16 protein-coding genes are annotated in these 19,593 nt (G+C 56.9%); 8 read left to right on the top strand and 8 right to left on the bottom strand.

Annotation, left to right across the window (positions count from 1 at the left end):
- Nucleotides 1-60: 60 nt before the first annotated feature.
- The 5 genes from ACZRKO_RS20070 to ACZRKO_RS20050 form a co-directional block, all read right to left on the bottom strand.
- Nucleotides 61-888, bottom strand: coding sequence for a DUF2861 family protein (locus tag ACZRKO_RS20070; protein ID WP_463738997.1), 828 nt, complete (start codon nt 886-888; stop codon nt 61-63).
- Entirely contained in the window at nt 885-1,544 is a 660-nt protein-coding gene (locus ACZRKO_RS20065; RefSeq protein WP_463738996.1) for a response regulator transcription factor, read from the bottom strand. Before ACZRKO_RS20065 ends, ACZRKO_RS20070 begins: the two co-directional genes overlap by 4 nt.
- On the bottom strand, nt 1,531-2,910 hold the full coding sequence (locus ACZRKO_RS20060) for an ATP-binding protein (protein WP_463738995.1): 1,380 nt from the start codon (nt 2,908-2,910) through the stop codon (nt 1,531-1,533). Before ACZRKO_RS20060 ends, ACZRKO_RS20065 begins: the two co-directional genes overlap by 14 nt.
- Nucleotides 2,911-3,043: 133 nt before the next feature.
- Nucleotides 3,044-4,153 (bottom strand): AI-2E family transporter, encoded by a 1,110-nt coding sequence (locus tag ACZRKO_RS20055; protein WP_463738994.1) that lies wholly within the window; start codon nt 4,151-4,153, stop codon nt 3,044-3,046.
- A 108-nt stretch (nt 4,154-4,261) separates the two neighbouring features.
- The gene (locus ACZRKO_RS20050; protein WP_463738993.1) at nt 4,262-5,203 is read right to left on the bottom strand and encodes an aromatic alcohol reductase; all 942 of its coding nucleotides are present in this window, start codon (nt 5,201-5,203) and stop codon (nt 4,262-4,264) included.
- Between the two features lie 83 nt (nt 5,204-5,286).
- Between ACZRKO_RS20050 and ACZRKO_RS20045 the strand changes: the two genes are divergently transcribed.
- Both ACZRKO_RS20045 and ACZRKO_RS20040 read left to right on the top strand, forming a co-directional pair.
- Nucleotides 5,287-5,697, top strand: a complete 411-nt coding sequence (locus ACZRKO_RS20045) for a winged helix-turn-helix transcriptional regulator (protein WP_463738992.1) — start codon at nt 5,287-5,289, stop codon at nt 5,695-5,697.
- Nucleotides 5,698-5,817: 120 nt separating this feature from the next.
- A complete protein-coding gene (locus ACZRKO_RS20040) occupies nt 5,818-6,042 on the top strand; it encodes a YgdI/YgdR family lipoprotein (protein WP_463738991.1) in 225 nt (74 codons plus the stop codon).
- 83 nt (nt 6,043-6,125) lie between these two features.
- Here the strand turns inward: ACZRKO_RS20040 and ACZRKO_RS20035 are convergent, their stop codons facing one another.
- Together ACZRKO_RS20035 and ACZRKO_RS20030 are read right to left on the bottom strand one after the other, a co-directional pair.
- A complete protein-coding gene (locus ACZRKO_RS20035; protein ID WP_463738990.1) occupies nt 6,126-7,481 on the bottom strand; it encodes a cation:proton antiporter in 1,356 nt (451 codons plus the stop codon).
- 125 nt (nt 7,482-7,606) lie between these two features.
- On the bottom strand, nt 7,607-8,230 hold the full coding sequence (locus tag ACZRKO_RS20030) for a TetR/AcrR family transcriptional regulator (protein WP_463738989.1): 624 nt from the start codon (nt 8,228-8,230) through the stop codon (nt 7,607-7,609).
- Between the two features lie 80 nt (nt 8,231-8,310).
- On the opposite strand from ACZRKO_RS20030, the gene ACZRKO_RS20025 reads away from it, so the two are divergent.
- The 5 genes from ACZRKO_RS20025 to ACZRKO_RS20005 all read left to right on the top strand — a co-directional run bounded on the left by ACZRKO_RS20025 (nt 8,311) and on the right by ACZRKO_RS20005 (nt 17,151).
- Entirely contained in the window at nt 8,311-8,925 is a 615-nt protein-coding gene (locus ACZRKO_RS20025) for an NAD(P)H-dependent oxidoreductase (RefSeq protein WP_463738988.1), read from the top strand.
- A 152-nt stretch (nt 8,926-9,077) separates the two neighbouring features.
- Nucleotides 9,078-10,406 (top strand): SrfA family protein, encoded by a 1,329-nt coding sequence (locus ACZRKO_RS20020; RefSeq protein ID WP_463738987.1) that lies wholly within the window; start codon nt 9,078-9,080, stop codon nt 10,404-10,406.
- Nucleotides 10,407-10,409: 3 nt separating this feature from the next.
- Nucleotides 10,410-13,394, top strand: a complete 2,985-nt coding sequence (locus ACZRKO_RS20015; RefSeq protein WP_463738986.1) for a virulence factor SrfB — start codon at nt 10,410-10,412, stop codon at nt 13,392-13,394.
- Nucleotides 13,391-15,775 (top strand): virulence factor SrfC family protein, encoded by a 2,385-nt coding sequence (locus tag ACZRKO_RS20010; protein WP_463738985.1) that lies wholly within the window; start codon nt 13,391-13,393, stop codon nt 15,773-15,775. Before ACZRKO_RS20015 ends, ACZRKO_RS20010 begins: the two co-directional genes overlap by 4 nt.
- A 197-nt stretch (nt 15,776-15,972) precedes the next feature.
- A complete protein-coding gene (locus tag ACZRKO_RS20005; protein WP_463738984.1) occupies nt 15,973-17,151 on the top strand; it encodes an N-acetylneuraminate epimerase in 1,179 nt (392 codons plus the stop codon).
- Between the two features lie 473 nt (nt 17,152-17,624).
- Here ACZRKO_RS20005 and ACZRKO_RS20000 read toward each other — a convergent pair whose 3' ends face one another.
- Complete coding sequence (locus ACZRKO_RS20000; RefSeq protein ID WP_463738983.1) at nt 17,625-17,984, bottom strand: helix-turn-helix domain-containing protein; 360 nt, start codon at nt 17,982-17,984, stop codon at nt 17,625-17,627.
- Between the two features lie 446 nt (nt 17,985-18,430).
- On the opposite strand from ACZRKO_RS20000, the gene ACZRKO_RS19995 reads away from it, so the two are divergent.
- Nucleotides 18,431-19,591, top strand: a complete 1,161-nt coding sequence (locus ACZRKO_RS19995) for an efflux RND transporter periplasmic adaptor subunit (RefSeq protein WP_463739052.1) — start codon at nt 18,431-18,433, stop codon at nt 19,589-19,591.
- The last annotated feature ends 2 nt before the right edge of the window (nt 19,592-19,593 follow it).

Below are 19,593 nucleotides of genomic sequence, written 5' to 3'. Positions count from 1 at the left end.
CGCCATTATTGCTGCCCGCCGCAAGGGGTTTGTCAGAGTAATGTCAGGATGCGCAGAAAATCAGTTTTGCAGGGTGAGCAGCGGCCCCGCCAGCCGGTGTTCGATACGCAGGGTCAGGCCGCCCCTGGCTTCAACCCGTACCACCGAGACATTGGCCCACAACTCAGCGGCGTCATTGCGCAGCGGCCAGGGCTGGAGGCGCAGATAATCATTTTTCTGCCACCACACCTGTGCAAAGTCGCTGCGTTTTAGCAGCGTCTGTTCCAGCCACGGGGCCGGGCAGACCTGCGGCGTCACCGGCGGTTGCAGATGAATTTGCTGGCCCTGACGCCGGATCCAGTTCAGCCCGCCGCTGCCCTGTAACGCCAGCGGTTGCTGCCAGACGTCATTGCCCGAACGCACCGCCAGGCGGTATACGCCAGCGGGCAGTGCCTCGCCCAGTTCATGACTGTCCAGCCGGAACTGGCCGTCGGGGCCATATTCCGCTTCTGCGCCCAGCATGATCTCTTTGCCACCGGGCAATGTGAGGGAGATCTGTAAATCATGACGCGGACTTTTCCCGCTAAATTGCACGCGATAAATCCGGTTGAGGGGGATATCGCGCTGGGTCAATACCAGCGTCGGGGCATCCAGCCAGTCAGGCACCGTGACTGGAAGGTCATTACCGCACTGGCCGGACACGACGGCATCCAGCGCCTGCTGCCATGCGCCGCGCTGGGCGGCACTGGTCATCTGCGGCCACAGATTGATCAACTGCTGCCACGCCAGAGCGTTTTGCTGACTGAACAGCGCGTTGTAGACCGGTTCGAGCGGTGTGGAAGGCAGCATGACTGCCCGGCCAGACAGGCTGACCAGCAGTAAGAGCGCCCCGGTGAAATAGCGCATCATGAGGGTTTGTCCAGCCGGTAACCCACGCCGCGTACGCTGCTGATGGTGATACCGCTCAGCTTTTGCCGCAGTTGCAAAATGTGTGTGTCCACGGTGCGGGTGGAAGGAAAATGCTGATAGCCCCAGACTTGATTGAGCAGTTCGTCGCGGGTAAAGACCCGGCCACTCATCTGCACCAGCATCGCCAGCAGGCCAAATTCGATGGCGGTCAGTCCCACTTCGCTCCCCTGCCATAACACCGTCTGGCGGGCGGGAAACAGCCGCAGTTCGCCGGCCTCAAGCTGTCCTTCACCCAGCGTGCGTAACTGAGCCCGGATGCGCGCCAGCAGTTCGACGTGCGCAAAAGGTTTGGTGAGGTAGTCCCGCGCACCGGCTTCCAGCCCGGCGACACGGTCATCGACCTCAACGCGGGCGGTCAATACGATCACCGGCAGCGCTTTTTTCGCCAGCCATTGCGGTAAAAAACGCAGGCTGTCGCCGTCGGGCAGTTGCCGGTCGAGGATCACCAGACTGGCCTGAACCCACAAGCTGTCCACCTGACTGACGTCATGCACCCACTGGCAGGTAAAACCCTCCTGCTGCAAAAATGCCTGCAACCCCTGCCCCAGGGCCGGATCATCTTCTATCAGCAACAGTGAAATATTATTTTTGGCCATCACAAGGCAGCTCCAGAATAAAAGTCGTCGGTGGACCGCTCTGTGTCAGCCTGCCATTCAGCCGCCGCATCACGCGCTCAACGATGGTCAGCCCCAACCCCATTCCCGCCTGCGGGGAAGGGCCTGCGGCAAGCTGGCCAGTGTCACTGACGCGCAGGGTAAGTTTTCCTTTGCGCCAGCCCACGTGCAGACGCACCGGCGCACGGCCATGACGAAAGGCGTTATCCAGCAGATTATTCAGACACAGGCTGGTCCAGTAAAGCGGGAGCGCCACCTGCAGGTCGGCGTCGAGACAAAAGATGAGACCGGAATAGGGTTGCACAATATGCGCCAGCCATTCGCTCAGCCACACCGTCGAGGGCATTTCGAGGACGTCACGGCTGCCGTCGCCACTGAGGTAATGCTGGCTGGCGTCGGCCATCTGGCGCATCCGCTGTACGCTGTCGGCCAGCGCGCCAAAACCGAACTGCGCCTGTGGCGGCAGGTCATCGAAGTCACGACGAAAATGTTCCACCACGTTGCCTAACTGAGCAATCGGCGTGCGCAGTTCATGCGTCAGCATCTGCACGATAAAGCGTTGGCGCTGTTGCAGACGCCGCCGCTGCCAGGCGCCCCAGATCAGCGCCAGCGCGGTCAACAGTGCGGCAGTTCCCAGCAATGAGCGCCACCAGCGGGCATAACTATTGAGCGGATTAACGCACAGGGTACTGAGCGGCATGTCACACTGCCCCCCGGCGGCGGCCAGCGTGATCCCGGCCTGGTGTGCCAGCGGTTGCCAGTCCTGCGGCGCATAGCGCAGCCACTGTTGCTGGTGCTGATGCCATAAGTTGCCGTCCTGCAACAGCCAGGTCTGCCCGTTGGCGAGGGCGTCGAGATTGTCGTCAGAAAGCTGCCCGATCCCCCCCAGCGCCTGCGGCCTTTCGCGCACATGCAGGAAAGGCTCGAGTACCGCAGCGGCTTCAGGGTGGCGTTGCAGAGAGTACCAGGCGTTACTGCCCCCCAACGGGGAAACCGGATGCGCCGCAAACCAGCTGGCAGGCAGCAGCGTGTTCTGGCACAGCGCCAATTCAAATTGAGCAAAAGATTCAGGTACCCTGTCGAGTGAACCAGAACAGCGCTGATGGTAATGATAGAGTGCGGCCAGCACCGGCAGCGGCGTATCAGCCAGTTGCGGATAGAGTGAGGCCGGTCGCAACAGCAGCGGGTCAAGCTGTTGCAGGCTGGACAGCGCAATACGTGACGCCACCGGTGCCTGATTCAGCGCCGTGGCAAATTGCGACACCGCCTGAGACAGGGGCAGCGGCGAGCAGGCGCTAAGAAAAAACACGCCGCCAGCCACCCACGCTCCCCTGCTGATTCGTCCCATGATCGTTTTACACTCCGTTCGCCAGCCCGCTATTTGTCCTCTTTTACGTTAGCGTATTTATGCCGCCCGGCAAACAAAAGGCTCGCTGATCAGCGAGCCTTTTGTGTCAGACAATGGGAAACGCATCACCCCGTCACGCGTCCGGGTGATTCTTCCCTTCTTCGATAAACCCTTCGTCAATCTCTTCCATCGTTTCCTGATTTTCACGACCAGAAAAGATGTTCCAGCAAGCGATAAACAGGGCTGCAATCAGCGGACCGATAACAAAACCGTTGATGCCATAGATTTCCATGCCGCCCAGGGTTGAGATGAGGATCAGGTAATCCGGCATCTTGGTGTCTTTACCGACCAGCAGCGGACGCAGAATGTTATCCACCAGCCCGATAATGACCACGAAGAACGCCACCAGGAAGATCCCTTTCCACAGCATACCTGCACCGAAGAAATAGATGGCGGCCGGCACCCAGATGATGGCAGACCCCACGGCAGGAATGATAGACAAAAACGCCATCAGCGCGCCCCACAGCAGACTCCCTTCAATCCCAGTGAAGTAAAATGCCAGTCCTCCAAGGAAGCCCTGAACGATAGCCACGACCACGGTGCCCTTAACGGTGGCACGGGACACAGCGGCAAATTTCACAAACAGATGGTGTTTGATGTCCTTCGACAACGGCAGGGATTGCATGGTCAGGTTGACCAGATACGCCCCGTCTTTGAGCAGGAAAAACAACAGGTACAACATGATCGCGAAACCGACGGTGAAACTGAAGGTGCTTTTGCCGATCACAAACACGCTGCCTGCCAGATACTGGCCGCCTTTCAGCGCCACGCCGGACAGTTTCTGTTGGATCTCAGCCGTACTGTCGAGATTGTGCTCCGTCAGGAACTGCCGGGCCCACGCCGGAAGGTGCTGCATCACGTCCGCCAGTATCGCAGGCAACTGGGTGTCGTTGCCCTGCAACTTGGTGTAAAGCATGTTGATTTCAATCGCCAGCGACGAGCCGATGATCGCAAGCGGCGTAAATACAATCAGACAGATCACCAACACAGTCAGAAACGAGGCCAGCCCGTTCTTTTCGCCAATATATTGCTTAAGCCGGTTTTTCAGTGGATGGAAAATCACGGCCAGTATCACGGCCCACAGTACGGAGGAGTAATAAGGTCCCAGTACATCCAAAAATGCCACGGTCACAATAAAAAGGATCAGTATAAAAAATCCTTTAGAAATTCCTTCAAACTTCATATCAATTCCTCGGAGCACACCTTTTTCCAGCAGAACCGGAAAGCCACGGGTCTTTTCTGACCCCGAGAGAGTATAGATACAATTATTCAAACAGCGGGTAAAAATGGCCTACGCCACCGCAACTGTCTGCTGCCGGTTCTGGCGCAGCCACTGTTCCACATCGGTTACGTCAATATTGCGTTGCGCATTGAAGGTTTGTGCCATGGGCCACGACACGCCTTTGCCTTTGGCGAAGGCCACGCGGTATTTCACCACCAGATCATCAGGCACCTGTGCTAAGTCTTTGGTGAGTTTCTCCACGCTCCACGCCACGCGCTGCACAGGGTGTTCAAGCGTCTTGTCCAGCAGATCAGCCAGTTGCCGGTAAGTGATGCTCTCTCCGGCGGTATACACCACCTGATTCACTAAACGCGGCTCGCTCAAGAGGATCTCGCGGGTTAGCGTGCCAATGTCGTTGGGCGTGGTCAGGGTCACGGCGTTATCCCAGCTGCCGAGGGCATTGACGGTATTGCCGGGAAAATCGACGATGCCAAAGGCCGGATCAAACAGATAACTGGTGAACATGCCCGTCGAGATTATCACCCATTCCGTGGCCTGCTGAGCGCGCAGCATGTCACGCACATCCAGCTGTTCATCCCATACCGTCTGGCCACTCCCTCTCCCGACGAGATCATAATCGACACCAAACTGCCAGGGCACATAGCGACGGACACCGGATTCCAGCACCGCGCGGGTAATTTTAATCTGTGTTCCGCTGCCCGCAACAAACCCGGTACAGCTGATGACGGTACCGAAGGGCGCAAATATTTTCGCCAGCGTACTGACGTCATCTTCCACCAGATCTCCTTCGACCAGCGTGACGCCGAGTTCGCGTAATTGCCGGAAATTGGCGGTTTTTTGCGGGTCCTGAGTGTGGATGGCCGACCGACGCAGCAGCACGGCAACTGAAGCTCCGGGCGTGGTGACCAGGCTGCGTAACATCGCCATACCGAGCTCGCCGGCACCGAGTACCAGAATGGAAGAGGGGTTATTTTTCGCGTTGACGTTCATGGGGTTCTCCTGTGTAGTTGCCCGTAGCGTTACACCTCTGAAAACAGAGAACAACAAGGCACACCAGTGATACCGGGGGAAAAATGGACCGAGAAAGTTTGATAGCACGCTCGCAGGCCGCGTGCACCGCGCTCAGTGCCGATGATGATGGTCTTAAGCGGGAAGTGCTGTCCCATGCGGGTAACCGCTGGTCGCTGGGTATTGTTCATGCGCTGGGCGTCGGAGGACGTTTACGACATGCCGAAATTGGCCGCCGGATGGAAGGCGTCACGCAGCGAATGCTCACCCGCTCTTTGCGTCAACTGGAACGCGACGGGCTGATCGCACGCCATGACTATCAGGAAAAATCCCCCCGCGTCGAATATGAACTCACCGCCAGCGGTACCGCATTGCTGGAGCATATGATCCCGCTGTGGATGTGGGTTATCGATAATGCTGGGGAATTTCGTCAGGCTCGGGCTGCGTTTGATGCCAATGAAAAGGCGTCACAGTAGCCGTTAAAAACAATTGTTCAGGGCCGAAATTCGCATTACGTCGCGTAAATGCATCGATTTACTGGTCCAATCTTCATCCTGTGCTAAACCTTAATCAGGCTTAACGACAAGGAGTAGGTTATGAAAAAAGGTTATCTGTTTGCATCAGCACTCGTTCTTTCAGCCCTGCTGGCGGGCTGTTCAAGCAACTATGCCATTCAGACCAACGACGGGCGGACCATCGTCAGTGAAGGTAAACCGAAAGTGGACAAAGATACCGGCCTGATTAAGTACAAAGATGCCTGGGGGAAAGAGCGCCAGATCGCCCAAACCGACGTGAAGGTCATGTCTGAGATCGGCAAGTAAGTTAAGCCATTCGGGCGCGGAGTGCTGCGCCCGATTTCCCCCTTTTCCCCTGCAACATCCCTTCACGCCGTGCAACCTTCCGGTCACTTCTCTTTTTCGCGCTCCGCGCGCAGTGCCTGCCGCCCCTGCCGCCAGTTAAGCAGCGGCGTCACCGTTAAACCATGCACTACTACGCTGGTTACAATGACCGTAAACGCAATGTCCGCCATCCGGGCAGACTCCGCACCTGCCATGCCGTGGGTATAGGCATAAGCAATGTAGTTAATACTGCCGATACCGCGGATCCCGAGCCAACCAATCATCAGACGCCGGGCGCGTGGTGCCTGCCCGCCGATAGTGGCGATATACACCGACGCCGGGCGGATAACGATAAACAGTATCGCAGCGATGAGTAATCCTGTCGGTTCCCAGTGCTGGGATAACGTAATACCCAGCACCACGATAATGGCAGCCGCAAACAGACGCTCAATCGTATCACCGAATGACAGGGCGTCCCCCACCACCAGTCCCATCGATTTTGCCGGACCGCGCTCGCCAAATGAGTGGCGGCTGTGCGGATTCACCAGCTCCTCAGCAGGACGGTAGCGCAGATCGTCGGCCATATTCTCCGGCGGGTGCAGATTAACAATACGTAGCTCCGCGCTGCGCAAACCGACACCGGCTGCAAAGGCGGCTAAAAAGCCTGATGCATCCAAACTTTGCGCAGCGGCGTAGCTCAGGGCAATCAGCGAGAGGGCGATAAAATCACTCGGCGCAATATCGCCCTGTGCGTGACGCAGGCGGGTAGCCAGCAGCCCAATCAGACGCCCCAACCCGTAGCCGATACCCAGTCCGCCAAGCAGTGCCCACAGCACATCCACCAGCGCCCAATGGCCAATTTGCAGATAGGTGAGCGGCTCGGTAGAGTTCATCAGCAGCAGCGCCAGCATGAGGATCGGCAGCGCCGAACCGTCATTCATGCCTGCCTCACTCGAGAGCGAGACACGTAGATTATCGTCGTCACTGGCGTCATTGACGGAAATCAAACTGGCGAGCACCGGATCGGTGGGCGCCACAATTGCCCCAAACGCCAGTGCCATCGGCCAGGAAAGGCCGGTCAGATAATGCGCCACCACCGTGATACCCGCCACGGTCAGCAACATGCCGGGAAACGCCAGCCGCACGCCCATACGCCAGCCGTGATTACGAAAAGGAATACGCAGTTTCAGGCCGGTGATAAACAGCGAGGCGGCCATGGCGATTTCGGTCAGCCGGCCGGTCAGTTCTGAATGCGCCACGATATCGATATGCAGCAGATCCAGCGCCCAGGGGCCGCAGGCGACCCCCGCCGCAAGATATAAACCAAATGAGGTCACCGGGCTGCGGTGGATCCAGCCCGATGCCAGTGACATCAGCAACAGCAGTCCACCCACCGCCGCTGTCCATCCCAAAAAACTCATGGACGCCTCCGGTAATCATGGATTGAGTAACATTATTTTCGACAATTGCGTGATAGGAAAAGGGTAGCTCAAATCGGAGAAACAGCCCGCGCAGGCATCAAAAATCAGCAATAAACCCTATAGGCTCAGGTGGCTGCGCGCTCAACCAGTGAAACAATCGTGGCGTACAGTTCGTCTTTGGCCTCTTTCGCGCTGATTTCGCCACGGCCCGCCGCACAGGATAACGCTTCGGCCGCCCCCAGCATCGCCCACAACCCGGCCGACGGCAGAGGCGTTTGCCCTTTTGTGAAAGGCGTCAGAAGACCGCGGCACTTCTCAACGAAAGTCGCCTCATAGTCGCGTTTGATTTTTTCCAGTTCAGGCGTACCGGTCAGCGCAGCAATCACGCCTGAAATTTCACCCCCCTGTGACAACACGCAGTCAATATACGATGAGGCAATCACGGTGGCTTTATCCGCCAGCGTCTCTGCACTTTGCGTCAGTGCGGTGTCCATCAGCGCAGTTTGTCGCTGGTCATAATCCTGATAAAGCACCGCCAGCAGGCCGGAACGCGTACCGAAGTGGTCATAAACCACGGGCTTCGTCACGCCGGAACGTTCGGCCAGATAGCCGAGCGTCAGCGCTTCTGTCCTCTCTTCCCGCACAATAGCCCACGCCATACTCAAAAGCTGCTGAGAACGATCTTCTCTTGAGAGCCGCACGCGGGGTCGTAAAGAGGCAATGCTTTTTGTGTTTTCAGTGCTTGACATCGCTATATACCAAAAGTAACTTACCAACAGTAACTTATTTTACCGTTCACCAAGGTCATCCACAAGAAGGAATTTTCGTCATGCACGCACTGATTGTTGTTTCACATCCGGTTACCGGCTCACTGACCCATACCATCGCCCAACAGATCGCAGAACATGTGGCATCGTCTGACAACGCCCATACGGTGGAAATCGCCGATCTGGCCGCCGAAGGTTTTGACCCAAGATTTACCGCCGCCGACCATTCTGCCTTTCTAAAAGAAAAACCACTCCCGGCCGATGTACTGGCCGAGCAGCAACGCATTGACCGCGCTGACGCACTGGTACTGGTTTATCCGATCTACTGGTGGTCAATGCCGGGTCAGCTCAAAGGCTGGATTGACCGCGTGTTTGCTAATGGCTGGGCCTATGACGACAACGGAGACGGAAAAATGGTGAAAAAACTCGGTCACCTGAAAGTGCATCTGGTCGCCATCGGCGCGGCGGATAAAGGCACCTTTGCGCGTCATGGTTATGACAGCGCAATGAAAACGCAAATTGACCACGGGATATTCGATTATTGCGGCGCGACGGTCGTGGCATCAGAGCGGCTGTTTTCAGCGGAACCCACCGAGATCAGCGCTCAGCTGGCTAAAGCGCAGGCATTGGGCGGCCAGATTTTTGCCCCCGCCAGCGTCGACGAGGTCTGCGCTTAATGGAGCACTAAGTCAAACAAGCCCCGCTTTACCCCCTTATTCCTGCGTTTGATTGCCAGCGGCTGACGGTAAAATCACCACCATCGCCGAGAGTGCATTATTTTCTGTCGCTGGCACCGGCTCTGGCATCTCCAATATGGGACTATTTTTGCGTGGCAAAATCATTTTTACGCAGTGGAAGTTTGGACGAAATTCTGGCTTTGGGCGAAAACGGCCAGCCGGTTTATGCCTCAGCCCTGCAGTTACGGGAAACGCTACGCCTTCGCAATCAGCATGCCGTTGCCAACATACTGGCCATTCCACAACCTAATGAAGCGGGCAACCGCATTGACTGGTATTCCCCCGTCGTGGGCAACGTGACCTCCTGGCTGGCCGCCACCGACAAAGAACGCGCCTCTGCCGTGGCGCAGCTCGAGCAGTGCCGCGGCGTTGTTCACACCCTTTGTCAAAAAGCGCTGAAGTCCGATAAACCCGGCCAGCAGCTGTTTGGCGCCCTGCTCACCAAAGCAATTCAGTTTCCCGACCAAAATCACGTCTATCTGGTGGATGGCAAACCGGTTCTGACCTTCTGGGGCTTCGTACATCTGGATAAAAAATCCCGCGCCGATGCGCTGGACTGCCTGCGTCCGCCGGTGTCGCCTCCTGAATATTCGCTGGTGGATCTGCCGGTAGCGATGGCCGCGAAGGCGGCACCGCTCGCCACGCCTGAAACCGCGCCGGCATCTCAACCCAATGCCGCCATTGCCGCGCCCGTTGCAAAACCCTCTTCGGCCAAAAGCCTGTTGCGTTTCTGGTGGTTAATTCCCGGCGCCGCCCTGCTGGCAACGCTGGTGATGCAGTTCAGCGGCGCACTGACACCGGACGTCAAACCTGTCGCGGAAAAACCGGCAGCGCCGGTTGCTGCCGAGAAACGCGCCCTGCCCGCCACACCCGTGGCAGAAGTAAAACCGGCGGCCGTGATTGCCCCTGCGGTCATCGCACCTGAACCGGTTGTGATGCCCCCTGCGCCAGCGGCTCAGCCTGCCGCTGTGGTGCCTGCGACTGTGGTCGCCGAACCGCCACCTGCGCCGGTTGTTCCTGAGGTTAAACCGGAAGACAAGAATGCCCTGACCATGCCGTCGGATGCAGTCAAAGTTGGCTCGACCCAATTCCTGAACGGTACGTGGCGGGTGATGCTGGACATCAAAACTCCGGTCACCGGCAAACCACCGAGCCTGAAGTATCAGATTAAAAACGGTAAAGGCACGGCGCGGATCCAGTATGGCGACGGCATGAGCTGTAAGGCCGATATCAATGCCGGGCTGATGAGTTCCGGCAATCTGGTGATCAACAGCCGGTTTAAAGCCAAATGCAGCGACGGCTCCCGCTACCAGATGCCGGAGATCGTCTGTACCCAGTCCCTGACCGGACCCGCAGATTGTAAGGGCCGCTACGACGGCAACACGGTCTTCCCGATGACCATGAAGCGTGAGAGTAAATAACCGATGCTGGCGACGATCACCGACTACAAACAACGTATTACGCTGATTCAGAACAGCGGTATTCAGTTCCTCGACTTTGCGTTAACGCCGCACATCGATGCCGATCTGCCCTATAAATTTGTGCGCAAAAGCGCCAACGGACCGCTGCTGCGCCTCGACCACGACCCGCTGACCGGCAAATATTCCCTGCCGGTGCCGGGTATGCAGGTGGAAGTGGTGCGCCCGGAGTCCAGCTTCTCGCTGGAACAGTCGCTGAAACTGCTGGAAAAGGTGTGGCTGCCGCTGCCGTTCCTGCGTTTTACGCCACCGCGTAATTTCTCCGGCGGCCCGGACAACTGGGCACGGATGCAGATTCTGGCACTGGATAAGCCGGATCAGGAAGGGTATACGCACCGGATCAGTCTGGCGTTCGATACACGGGTTTATGGCGAAGGTCAGGACAACGAACTGCTGGCCCCCAATGAAAACGACATCAAAACCGGCGTCAGTTTTGCTCTGGCTTTTTATAACGACGAACTGAGCGACTTTCTTGATCTCACTTGGGTCGACGGATGGCTGCGTGAAGTCTTCAGCCAGCAGGCCAGCCGCTGCGAAAACCGCAACCCGCGCGACATCAAAACCGCGCTGCGCGAATTCGAGTATCAGGCCCACTACCTTAATCTGCTCGATATGTTGGGCACGCAGTTAGCTGTGCCGGAGATCAAGATCAGCGCCAGCACTTTGCAGGAACCGGCCATCAACGTGGACTTGATCCTCGACGTCGGTAACTCGCACACCTGCGGGATTTTGGTCGAAGAGAGTCCGGACGAAAGCAACGGGCTGAAGCAAACCTATGAACTACAAATCCGCGACCTCAGCGAACCCCATAAGCTCTATAACGAACTGTTCGAAAGCCGCATCGAGTTTGCCGAAGCCGCTTTCGGCAAGCAAAATTTCTCGGTAGAAAGCGGTCGCGACGACGCCTTTATCTGGCCGTCCATTGTGCGCGTCGGGCGCGAAGCCAGCCGCATGGCGCTGGTGCGTCAGGGAACAGAAGGGTCTACCGGCCTCTCCAGCCCGCGGCGTTATTTGTGGGACGAAGAGAGTTACGCGCCGGGCTGGCGTTTTAGCCAGAGCACTCACCATTGCGCGCAGGAGCCACCGGCTACCGCCCTGCCACAAACCTTCCTTTTCAATGATGAAGGCCAGCCGCTGTTTACGCTGCCTGCCGACGAGCGCCTGCCGGTGTTTTCGCCGCACTACAGCCGCAGCTCGGTGATGACCTTTATGCTCTCTGAGCTGCTGGCGCAGGCGCTGATGCAGATCAACAGCGCTGCCCAGCGCATGAAGATGATCCATTCCACCGCGCCGCGTCAGCTACGTAACATTATTCTGACCCTGCCCTCGGCAATGCCCAAACCCGAACGTGAGATCTTCCGCCGCAGGATGATTGAAGCCATCGGCGTAGTGTGGAAAGCCATGGGCTGGCACCCGGCTGATGAAGCATTCAACACGCCGGAGCAGCAGGCCGGAAGCCGGGTGCCGGTGCCGAAAGTACAAATGGAGTGGGACGAAGCGACTTGCGGTCAGATGGTCTATCTCTATAACGAATCCCAGGTGAATTTTGCCGGTAAGACCGAAGCCTTTTTCGCCAGCATGGCGCGGCCGGACAAAGAATTGGCCGACGGAGAAAGTGCCGGAAAAACCCTGCGCATCGCCTCGATTGATATCGGCGGCGGCACCACGGATTTAGCCATTACCCAGTACTGGCTGGATGACGGTGTTGGCAATAATGTCAAAATCCTGCCGCGTTTGCTGTTTCGCGAAGGCTTCAAAGTCGCGGGGGATGACATCCTGCTCGATGTGATCCAGCTTTACGTACTGCCCGCCTTGCAGGGCGCGCTGAAAAAAGCCGGTATCGCCAATCCGGAACCGCTGATGGACAAACTGTTCGGCCACGAAGGCCGCATGGACGGTTTATCCATTCTGCGCCAGCAGGTGACGCTGCAAATCTTTATGCCGGTCGGACGGGCGATACTCGAAACGTATGAAACCTTTGACCCGCTGGATGCCGGTGCCGAAATTGAAACCCGCTTTGGGGCGATGACAGGCCAGTCGCCGACGCAAAAAGTGCTCGATCACATCAACAGCGAAGTGCAGCGCGAACTGCGCAGCGACGCCGAACCGTTTGACCTTTTGCAGGTGCCGCTGATCCTCAACCTGAGTAAACTGCACGCCGAGTTTTTATCGCCGCGTATGCACATTACCCAGCAGCTGCGCTCGTTATGCGAAGTCGTAGCACTTTACGCCTGCGACGTGCTGTTGCTGACGGGACGCCCTTCGCGTTTTCCGGGTATTCAGGCGCTGTTTCGCCTGTTACAGCCGTTACCGGCCAACCGTATTTTGTCGCTCGATGGCTATCACACCAGTGACTGGTATCCGTTTAACAAGCTCGGCCGCATTGAGAACCCGAAATCCACTGCCGCCGTGGGGGCGATGCTGTGTCTGCTCTCCCTCGACCTGCGCCTGAACAGTTTCTACTTCAAGGCCGGTGATTTTCAGCCCTACTCGACCATCCGCTATCTGGGGATGCTCGACAGCAATAATGCCCTGACGGCGGAAAACGTCTATTACAACGATATTGACCTCGACCAACCCGACTTCCAGCTCAGCCAGCAGGTGAGTTTCCAGATGCGCGGCCCGCTGTGTCTGGGTTTCCGCCAGCTGGACAATGACCGCTGGCCCGCTTCACCGCTTTATACGCTTTCCATCAGTGACCACAAACTGGCACGGCGCATTGCCGGTGACAACGTGCTGACGTTGAAACTGAAAGTCAGCAAAGAGGGAGCGTCAGACAGCCCTGAAAAAGTTGAAATTGCTGAAGCCGCGTTGCAGGACGGCACCCCTATTCCACCGGAACATTTACGATTGAAACTCAATACGTTAGCGGCCAGCGGTTCAGGTGCCACCCATTACTGGATCGACAGTGGGAGCGTATTTAAAAAATGAATGCGATAAAAAATCAGCCACTGAGCGGTGAGTTTCAGTCTATTGTGACGGGCGTCAGCCAGGCGATGTCCTGGATAGATGAAAACCGTCAACATTCGCCGCGTTTGCATATGGAAGCCGACCGGCTGCTGCTGAAGCTTCGCCGTCAGCGGCATAAAGCCAGGAATCTCAGCACCTCAGAATCCCGGAATCCCGGAATCGGCCTTTATGGTCAGTCACAGGCCGGGAAGTCTCATCTGCTGAACGCCCTGGTGGCCGGAGAAAATGGTCGTCTCGAAACGCTGCTCGGCAACCACATTCTGGACTATGTCAGCCATATTAATCCGGGCGATCAGGCCAGCGGTGTGATCACGCGTTTCAGCCGTCAGGCCGATATCATTGACCCGAAATGGCCGGTGCAACTAACGCTGCTCAGCGAAGCAGAGCTTATCAAAATCGCGGCCCTGAGCGCAGCGCATGACACGGCCCCGTGGGATCAGCAGCAGATCCTCGCCCACCTTCAGAATCTCTCAATGCACCGCCAGCCGCACGCGGTTGACGGGCTGACCGGTGACGACGTAGTGGCCCTGTGGGACGCGATGGCGCGCGTTGATGCCAAAGCGGACAAACCGCGCGCCCTGCATTTCTGGCCAGCAGCTGTCAGTCTCGCGCCCTGTCTGAGCGTCGATGACCGGGCACGTCTGTTCTCGGTGCTGTGGGGCGAAGCCTCTCATACCACCGCGTTCTACCGCCACTTCGCCCATGCGCTGCAACAGGCAGGCAGTGCCACAGAGCTTCTCGCGCCGCTGGGCGTGCTGGTAGACGACCACCTGCTTCCCGCCGACGGTATTATGAGTCCGCTTACGTTAAGTGGCGAATTCGAAACAGACAGTGACGCGCAGACTGTCATGGTGTGTCCGCTGCAAAACGGCAAAGCAGGCGCACCGGTTGAGATTGCTTTGGTGGATCTGGCGCTGCTCAGTGTGGAACTGCTGGTGCCGCTGATGTCTACGCCGCAGGAAACCCTGTTCGAACAGGCCGATCTGCTGACCTTCCCTGCCGATATTGATATGCAAACCCTGAGCCGCCCGCACAGCCTGCTCTCACCTGCCCTGCTACAGGCTAAAAATGCCTGCCTGCTGGAACGCTACACCGACAACCAGCAGGTCAATTTGTTGATGGTCTGTACGGCGGCGGGGAGCCGGGAGTCGGTGAAGCAGGTCGGTAAGGCGCTGGATCACTGGGTAAAACAGACGCAGGGTGAGAACGCGCAGGTACGCAGCCGCCGTAAACCCGGCCTTATCTGGGCGCTGACACCGTTTGATCAGCGCATCACCCACGGCGAACATTTCGACGAGGCCGTGCAGCGTTATGTGGGTACGCCGGGCGACGCCTGGGGCACCATGTTGGCAATGGACAAACGCGGCATCGAACGTATGGCAACGTGGTTAACCACGGAAGTGACGGTGCAAAATAAACAAGCCCGTCTGACGGAACAGCGGGATGAAGTCCGTCGCGAACTGACGGAAAATCTGCTGGGAAGCTGGCATCAGCCCGCCACCGATGAGGAACTGCCGCAGAAACAGCGTATCGCAGAAAGTTTGTTAAAAGCGCTGCAAACCCGCGCCGGTGTTCACGGCGAGCTCCTGGAACGTCTGCTGCCTGCACGCGAAGAACTTCGCCGTCTTTATCTGCAACCATTCAACGCACAGCCCGCGGCGGTGTTACACAAAACCGGGACAACCGCGCCGCCGGTCACTGAAACCTTTGGTATCGGCATCAGCATTGATCTGTTCAGTGAAGACCCGGTTGAAGACGTGGTGACTGAAGATGTGGCCGTGCCCGTCGCAGCAGAAACGGATTTCGCCCGTAAAGCCCAGCACCACTGGGTCAACCATCTGCGCAGCTTGCCCGACAATGCGCCGCTGGTAGACCTGCTTGGGATTGGCAAACCGGGCGTTGAGATGCTGGTTGAAGAGGTGATCACGGCCGGTATTCGAATGGATGTGGTGGGTAAACTGGTTACGATTCTGGAAGAGACGCCGCTGAGCAGCACCAGCGCTGAAAGCCAGGCCGATCGTCAGGTTTCCCGCGCATTGACCGTGATGGGTGATTTTGTCGCCTGGCTGGGTTTTCTCAATATCGACGAGTCACTGCGCCCGGACAGCCGCATCAACCGCGGGCACAAAATCTTCGCCAAGCCAGTGAAAACCTGGAGCACCACCCAGCGCCTGACCAAACTGACGCTGGCACCCGCCAATAATACCGCGTTTTACATCTACGACTGGCTGGTGGCCCTCAACGAAGTCATCATTCAAAACACCGGTTATTCCGCCGGGCGCGAAATCAGCCCGCAGCAAAAAAAGCAACTCTGCGGCATTTTGCAGGTAATACAAGGCTGACTCCTGCCCGGTCACGGATGACCGGGGAGAGAAAAGCGTCTTCATCACAATTACACGCCCTTCGCATTGACAGATTCTCAAGCGGTTAATACTTTTATTGATAACTTTACTCCATTAGTGATAATTAAATGGAGTTTTATTCCATAAAATTATCTCCCAACATGGCTAAAAATATCCATTAATGAGGAATACCGCTGATGAACCGCCTGCCCTGCCCCGGTAAGAAAAAAGGGAATACCAGAATTATACTGTCTGGCGCCTTCCTCTTGGGATTTGCAATGTCCCTGCCTTATGCCAGCGCCGCGTCTTATCCGGATTTCCCTCTCCCATTTAAGAACGGTACCGGCGCGCGCGTGGATCACCGTTTATTTGCCGGTCTGGGCACTGCGGGTCAGTCATGGTTCAGTCTTGATACGGATAAACCCAGCAGTGCCTGGCAGAAAATCGCGGATTTTCCCGGCCAGCCGCGCGAACAGGCTGTTACCGTTGCGCTGGGCGGAAAGCTGTATGTGTTTGGGGGCGTGGGGAAAAGCCGGGCGGACGATACTCTGTTGCGGGCGCTGAATGACGTTTACCGGTTTGATCCGCACACCAATCAGTGGCAACAGCTGGCGACGCGTGCGCCACGCGGTCTGGTCGGAACCGCCGCCGCCACGCTCGATGGCGCTCAGGCACTGCTGCTGGGCGGCGTCAACAAGGCCATTTTCGACGGTTACTTTGCAGATATCGCTTCAGCCGGAGGTGATGAAACACAGAAAAATGCCGTCATTCATGCCTACTTCGATAAACCTGTGGCGGATTATTTTTATAACCGGGATGTCCTGATGTATGACCCGGCAAAAAACCGGTGGAGAAATGGCGGTCAGGTACCCTTTACAGGCACGGCGGGATCCGCCATCAGTGTTCTCAATGACAGCCTTATCCTCATTAATGGCGAAATTAAGCCGGGCTTACGCACTACCGCAGTATGGCAGGGTAAACAACAGGGCGCTGCACTCGCGTGGCAACAGCAACCCTTCCTGCCCGGTGCTGAAAAGGGCGCAACGCAGGAAGGACTGGCGGGCGCGTTTTCGGGCGTAAGCCATGATGTGGTACTGGTCGCGGGCGGCGCTAATTTTCCCGGCGCATGGAAACAGTTCAATGCCGGTCAGCTCTACGCCCATCAGGGGCTGAAAAAACAGTGGCAGCCGACAGTCTATGCACTGGCGGATAATCAATGGAAAGTGGCGGGCCACTTGCCGCAGCCGCTGGGCTACGGTGTGACGATTCAGGATAATGAGAAGCTCATTCTGGTGGGGGGTGAAACGACGGGCGGCGCCGCAACCTCTTCTGTCATTCAGCTATCCTGGCAGGGCAACCAGCTGCTTATTGAGTAGGCCACTTTTCGTGACCCTCTGGCAGCCTCCATCATTGCCCACCTCCCCTCTCATCGTACGCGCGCTGTGCAGCTTCCACTTTTCCCGATAGCTCTGTGTCCAGTCGTAGAGCGCAGTAAAGGGAACTTCCAGCATGCGGCCCAATTCCGTCATGCTGTAGATCACTGCCACCATCAGCGTCGGTTCAGTGGGATTGTCCGGCGAATTTGTCGCCTCATTTATGGCGGAAAGTTCACAACCGGCCAGTCTGACAATCTGGTTCGCCGGCTGGAAAAAGAGGAGCTTGATCTGATTACCGTGGGCCGAGCGCTGCTTAATGATCCGCAATGGGTGCGTAAGATTCAGGAAGGGGATACGGAAAATTTGAAGGACTTCAGTGCGGCAGAGCTGTCTACGTTGTATTGAGGGTAATGATGGAAAACGAACACGCCCGGTCGGAGAGGCCGGGCGTTGCTACACGAGGGTCTGAACCGTTAGCTGCACATGCAGGCACTGCGTTCCGGCTGGCTGTGCAGGGTTTTGCGCCAGTCACCCGGCGTCTGTCCAAACTGACGTTTGAAGCTGCGGTTAAAGGACTGCTGGGAATCAAACCCCAGTGAAATCGCCACATTGACGATAGGCTCGCCGCTGTTCGCCAGTCTTTCAGCTGAAATATTCAGTTTTTTTGCACGGATATATTCACCCAGTGCAGAGCCGGTGTGTTCTTTAAACATCCGTTGCAGGTACCACTTTGAGTACCCTGCCCGCTCGGCGACGGTGTTGATATCCAGCCGCTCTTCGAGGTTCCTGTCGATCCAGTCAGTTAAATCGTGAATAAAATCAGCCGTTTTCATGGTCTCTCTCCCGCCTTGCAGCAACGTAAGTGATGTGGGGTAGTGGTCTTGTTCTGTTTTTAGCCTGACGGGATCCGCCTCTAAATGCAAGTATTATTGTTGCATTAAACCTATCTCAGTGTAGAGTCATTTTCCTCACCGCACCACTGCCCGAAAAAGAGCACATAAAGTGCAACAGTAATTCTTGCACTTTGGTAAGCCGCTCCCTACAATCCCTCCGAATTAATGTATCTTTCATTGATACCTTAAATTTAGCACTTCCCCATTTTTCTCGCAGCAAAGTTGTGTCAGTGAACGACGCAATTCGGACAAAAAACCTTCAGGCAAAGGACGTTACCCGGATGACAGTAACGGGTGTATTGCCTCGGACGGTTTACTCACTGGAAATAAAAATAATGCTAAACCTGCAAAATCCCCTGGTTCAACGGGGCCGTCGCGGTTCCCTTATGGTGCTGCAACTTTCAGCCGTGTCGCTGTTGGTCGCTCTACTTAGCGGCTGCGACAAAAGCGTGGCGCAAAATGGGCCACCTCCGGCGCCGGCGGTCAGCGTCGCGGACGTGGTGACCCAGCCCATCAGTCAGTGGGACGATTTCAATGGCCGGATCGAAGCCGTGCAGAGCGTACAGCTACGCCCGCGGGTTTCCGGTTATATCGACAAGGTGAATTACACCGAAGGTCAGGAAGTGAAAAAGGGTCAGGTGCTGTTCACCATTGATGACCGTACTTACCGCGCTGCCCGCGAGCAGGCGCTGGCAGAGTTAGTGCGCGCCCGCAATCAGGCTAGCCTGACTCGCAGCGAGTCAGGCCGTACTGAGAAACTGATTGGAACCCAAGCCGTTTCAACCGAAATCTGGGAGCAGCGTAAATCTGCGGCATCGCAGGCACAGTCCGACGTGCTGGCCGCGCAAGCCCAGCTGGACATGGCACAACTGAATCTGGACTTCACTCAGGTCACTGCCCCGATCGATGGCCGCGCCAGCCGCGCGATGATCACGGCCGGCAATCTGGTCACCGCCGGGGACAGCGCCAGTGTGCTGACCACGCTGGTATCCCAGGACAAGGTCTACGTCTATTTTGATGTCGATGAGGAAACTTTCCTGCGCTATCAGACACTGGCGCGCAACGGTCAGCATATTGCCGATCCGGGTACCAAACTGCCGGTGAAAGTCGCGCTGGCAGGTGAAGACGGATATCCGCATACCGGTTATGTCGATTTCACCGATAACCAGCTGAACTCAGGCACCGGAACTATCCGTATGCGTGCGGTGCTCGACAACGGCGAACGTCGCTTTACGCCGGGGCTGTTTGCCCGCGTGCAGATGCCGGGCAGCCCGCAGTTCAACGCCACACTGATTAACGACCGCGCAATATTGACCGATCAGGACCGTAAATACGTTTACGTGGTGGACAAAGAAGGTAAAGCCCAGCGTCGCGATGTGGTTGTCGGCCGCCAGTACGCCGGTCTGCGCATTGTGCAAAAAGGCTTAGTCAGTGGCGACAGAGTCATTATCGACGGTGTACAGAAAGTCTTTATGCCGGGGATGGCCGTTGACGCCAAACCTGTTGCGATGATTGCCGCCAACGCCGCGCCAGCCGTTTCCCAATAAGC

It is taken from the genome of Ewingella sp. C233 (assembly GCF_055407225.1).
Note: the sequence above shows the minus strand (reverse complement) of the source record. Positions and strands in the feature narration are given on the sequence as shown.

What these genes read in the sequence shown, in the direction of transcription:
- ACZRKO_RS20070 (WP_463738997.1), bottom strand. Translation starts at nt 888, where the DNA reads ATGATGCGCTATTTCACCGGGGCGCTCTTACTGCTGGTCAGCCTGTCT.
- ACZRKO_RS20065 (WP_463738996.1), bottom strand. Translation starts at nt 1,544, where the DNA reads ATGGCCAAAAATAATATTTCACTGTTGCTGATAGAAGATGATCCGGCC.
- ACZRKO_RS20060 (WP_463738995.1), bottom strand. Translation starts at nt 2,910, where the DNA reads ATGGGACGAATCAGCAGGGGAGCGTGGGTGGCTGGCGGCGTGTTTTTT.
- ACZRKO_RS20055 (WP_463738994.1), bottom strand. Translation starts at nt 4,153, where the DNA reads ATGAAGTTTGAAGGAATTTCTAAAGGATTTTTTATACTGATCCTTTTT.
- ACZRKO_RS20050 (WP_463738993.1), bottom strand. Translation starts at nt 5,203, where the DNA reads ATGAACGTCAACGCGAAAAATAACCCCTCTTCCATTCTGGTACTCGGT.
- ACZRKO_RS20045 (WP_463738992.1), top strand. Translation starts at nt 5,287, where the DNA reads ATGGACCGAGAAAGTTTGATAGCACGCTCGCAGGCCGCGTGCACCGCG.
- ACZRKO_RS20040 (WP_463738991.1), top strand. Translation starts at nt 5,818, where the DNA reads ATGAAAAAAGGTTATCTGTTTGCATCAGCACTCGTTCTTTCAGCCCTG.
- ACZRKO_RS20035 (WP_463738990.1), bottom strand. Translation starts at nt 7,481, where the DNA reads ATGAGTTTTTTGGGATGGACAGCGGCGGTGGGTGGACTGCTGTTGCTG.
- ACZRKO_RS20030 (WP_463738989.1), bottom strand. Translation starts at nt 8,230, where the DNA reads ATGTCAAGCACTGAAAACACAAAAAGCATTGCCTCTTTACGACCCCGC.
- ACZRKO_RS20025 (WP_463738988.1), top strand. Translation starts at nt 8,311, where the DNA reads ATGCACGCACTGATTGTTGTTTCACATCCGGTTACCGGCTCACTGACC.
- ACZRKO_RS20015 (WP_463738986.1), top strand. Translation starts at nt 10,410, where the DNA reads ATGCTGGCGACGATCACCGACTACAAACAACGTATTACGCTGATTCAG.
- ACZRKO_RS20010 (WP_463738985.1), top strand. Translation starts at nt 13,391, where the DNA reads ATGAATGCGATAAAAAATCAGCCACTGAGCGGTGAGTTTCAGTCTATT.
- ACZRKO_RS20005 (WP_463738984.1), top strand. Translation starts at nt 15,973, where the DNA reads ATGAACCGCCTGCCCTGCCCCGGTAAGAAAAAAGGGAATACCAGAATT.
- ACZRKO_RS20000 (WP_463738983.1), bottom strand. Translation starts at nt 17,984, where the DNA reads ATGAAAACGGCTGATTTTATTCACGATTTAACTGACTGGATCGACAGG.
- ACZRKO_RS19995 (WP_463739052.1), top strand. Translation starts at nt 18,431, where the DNA reads ATGGTGCTGCAACTTTCAGCCGTGTCGCTGTTGGTCGCTCTACTTAGC.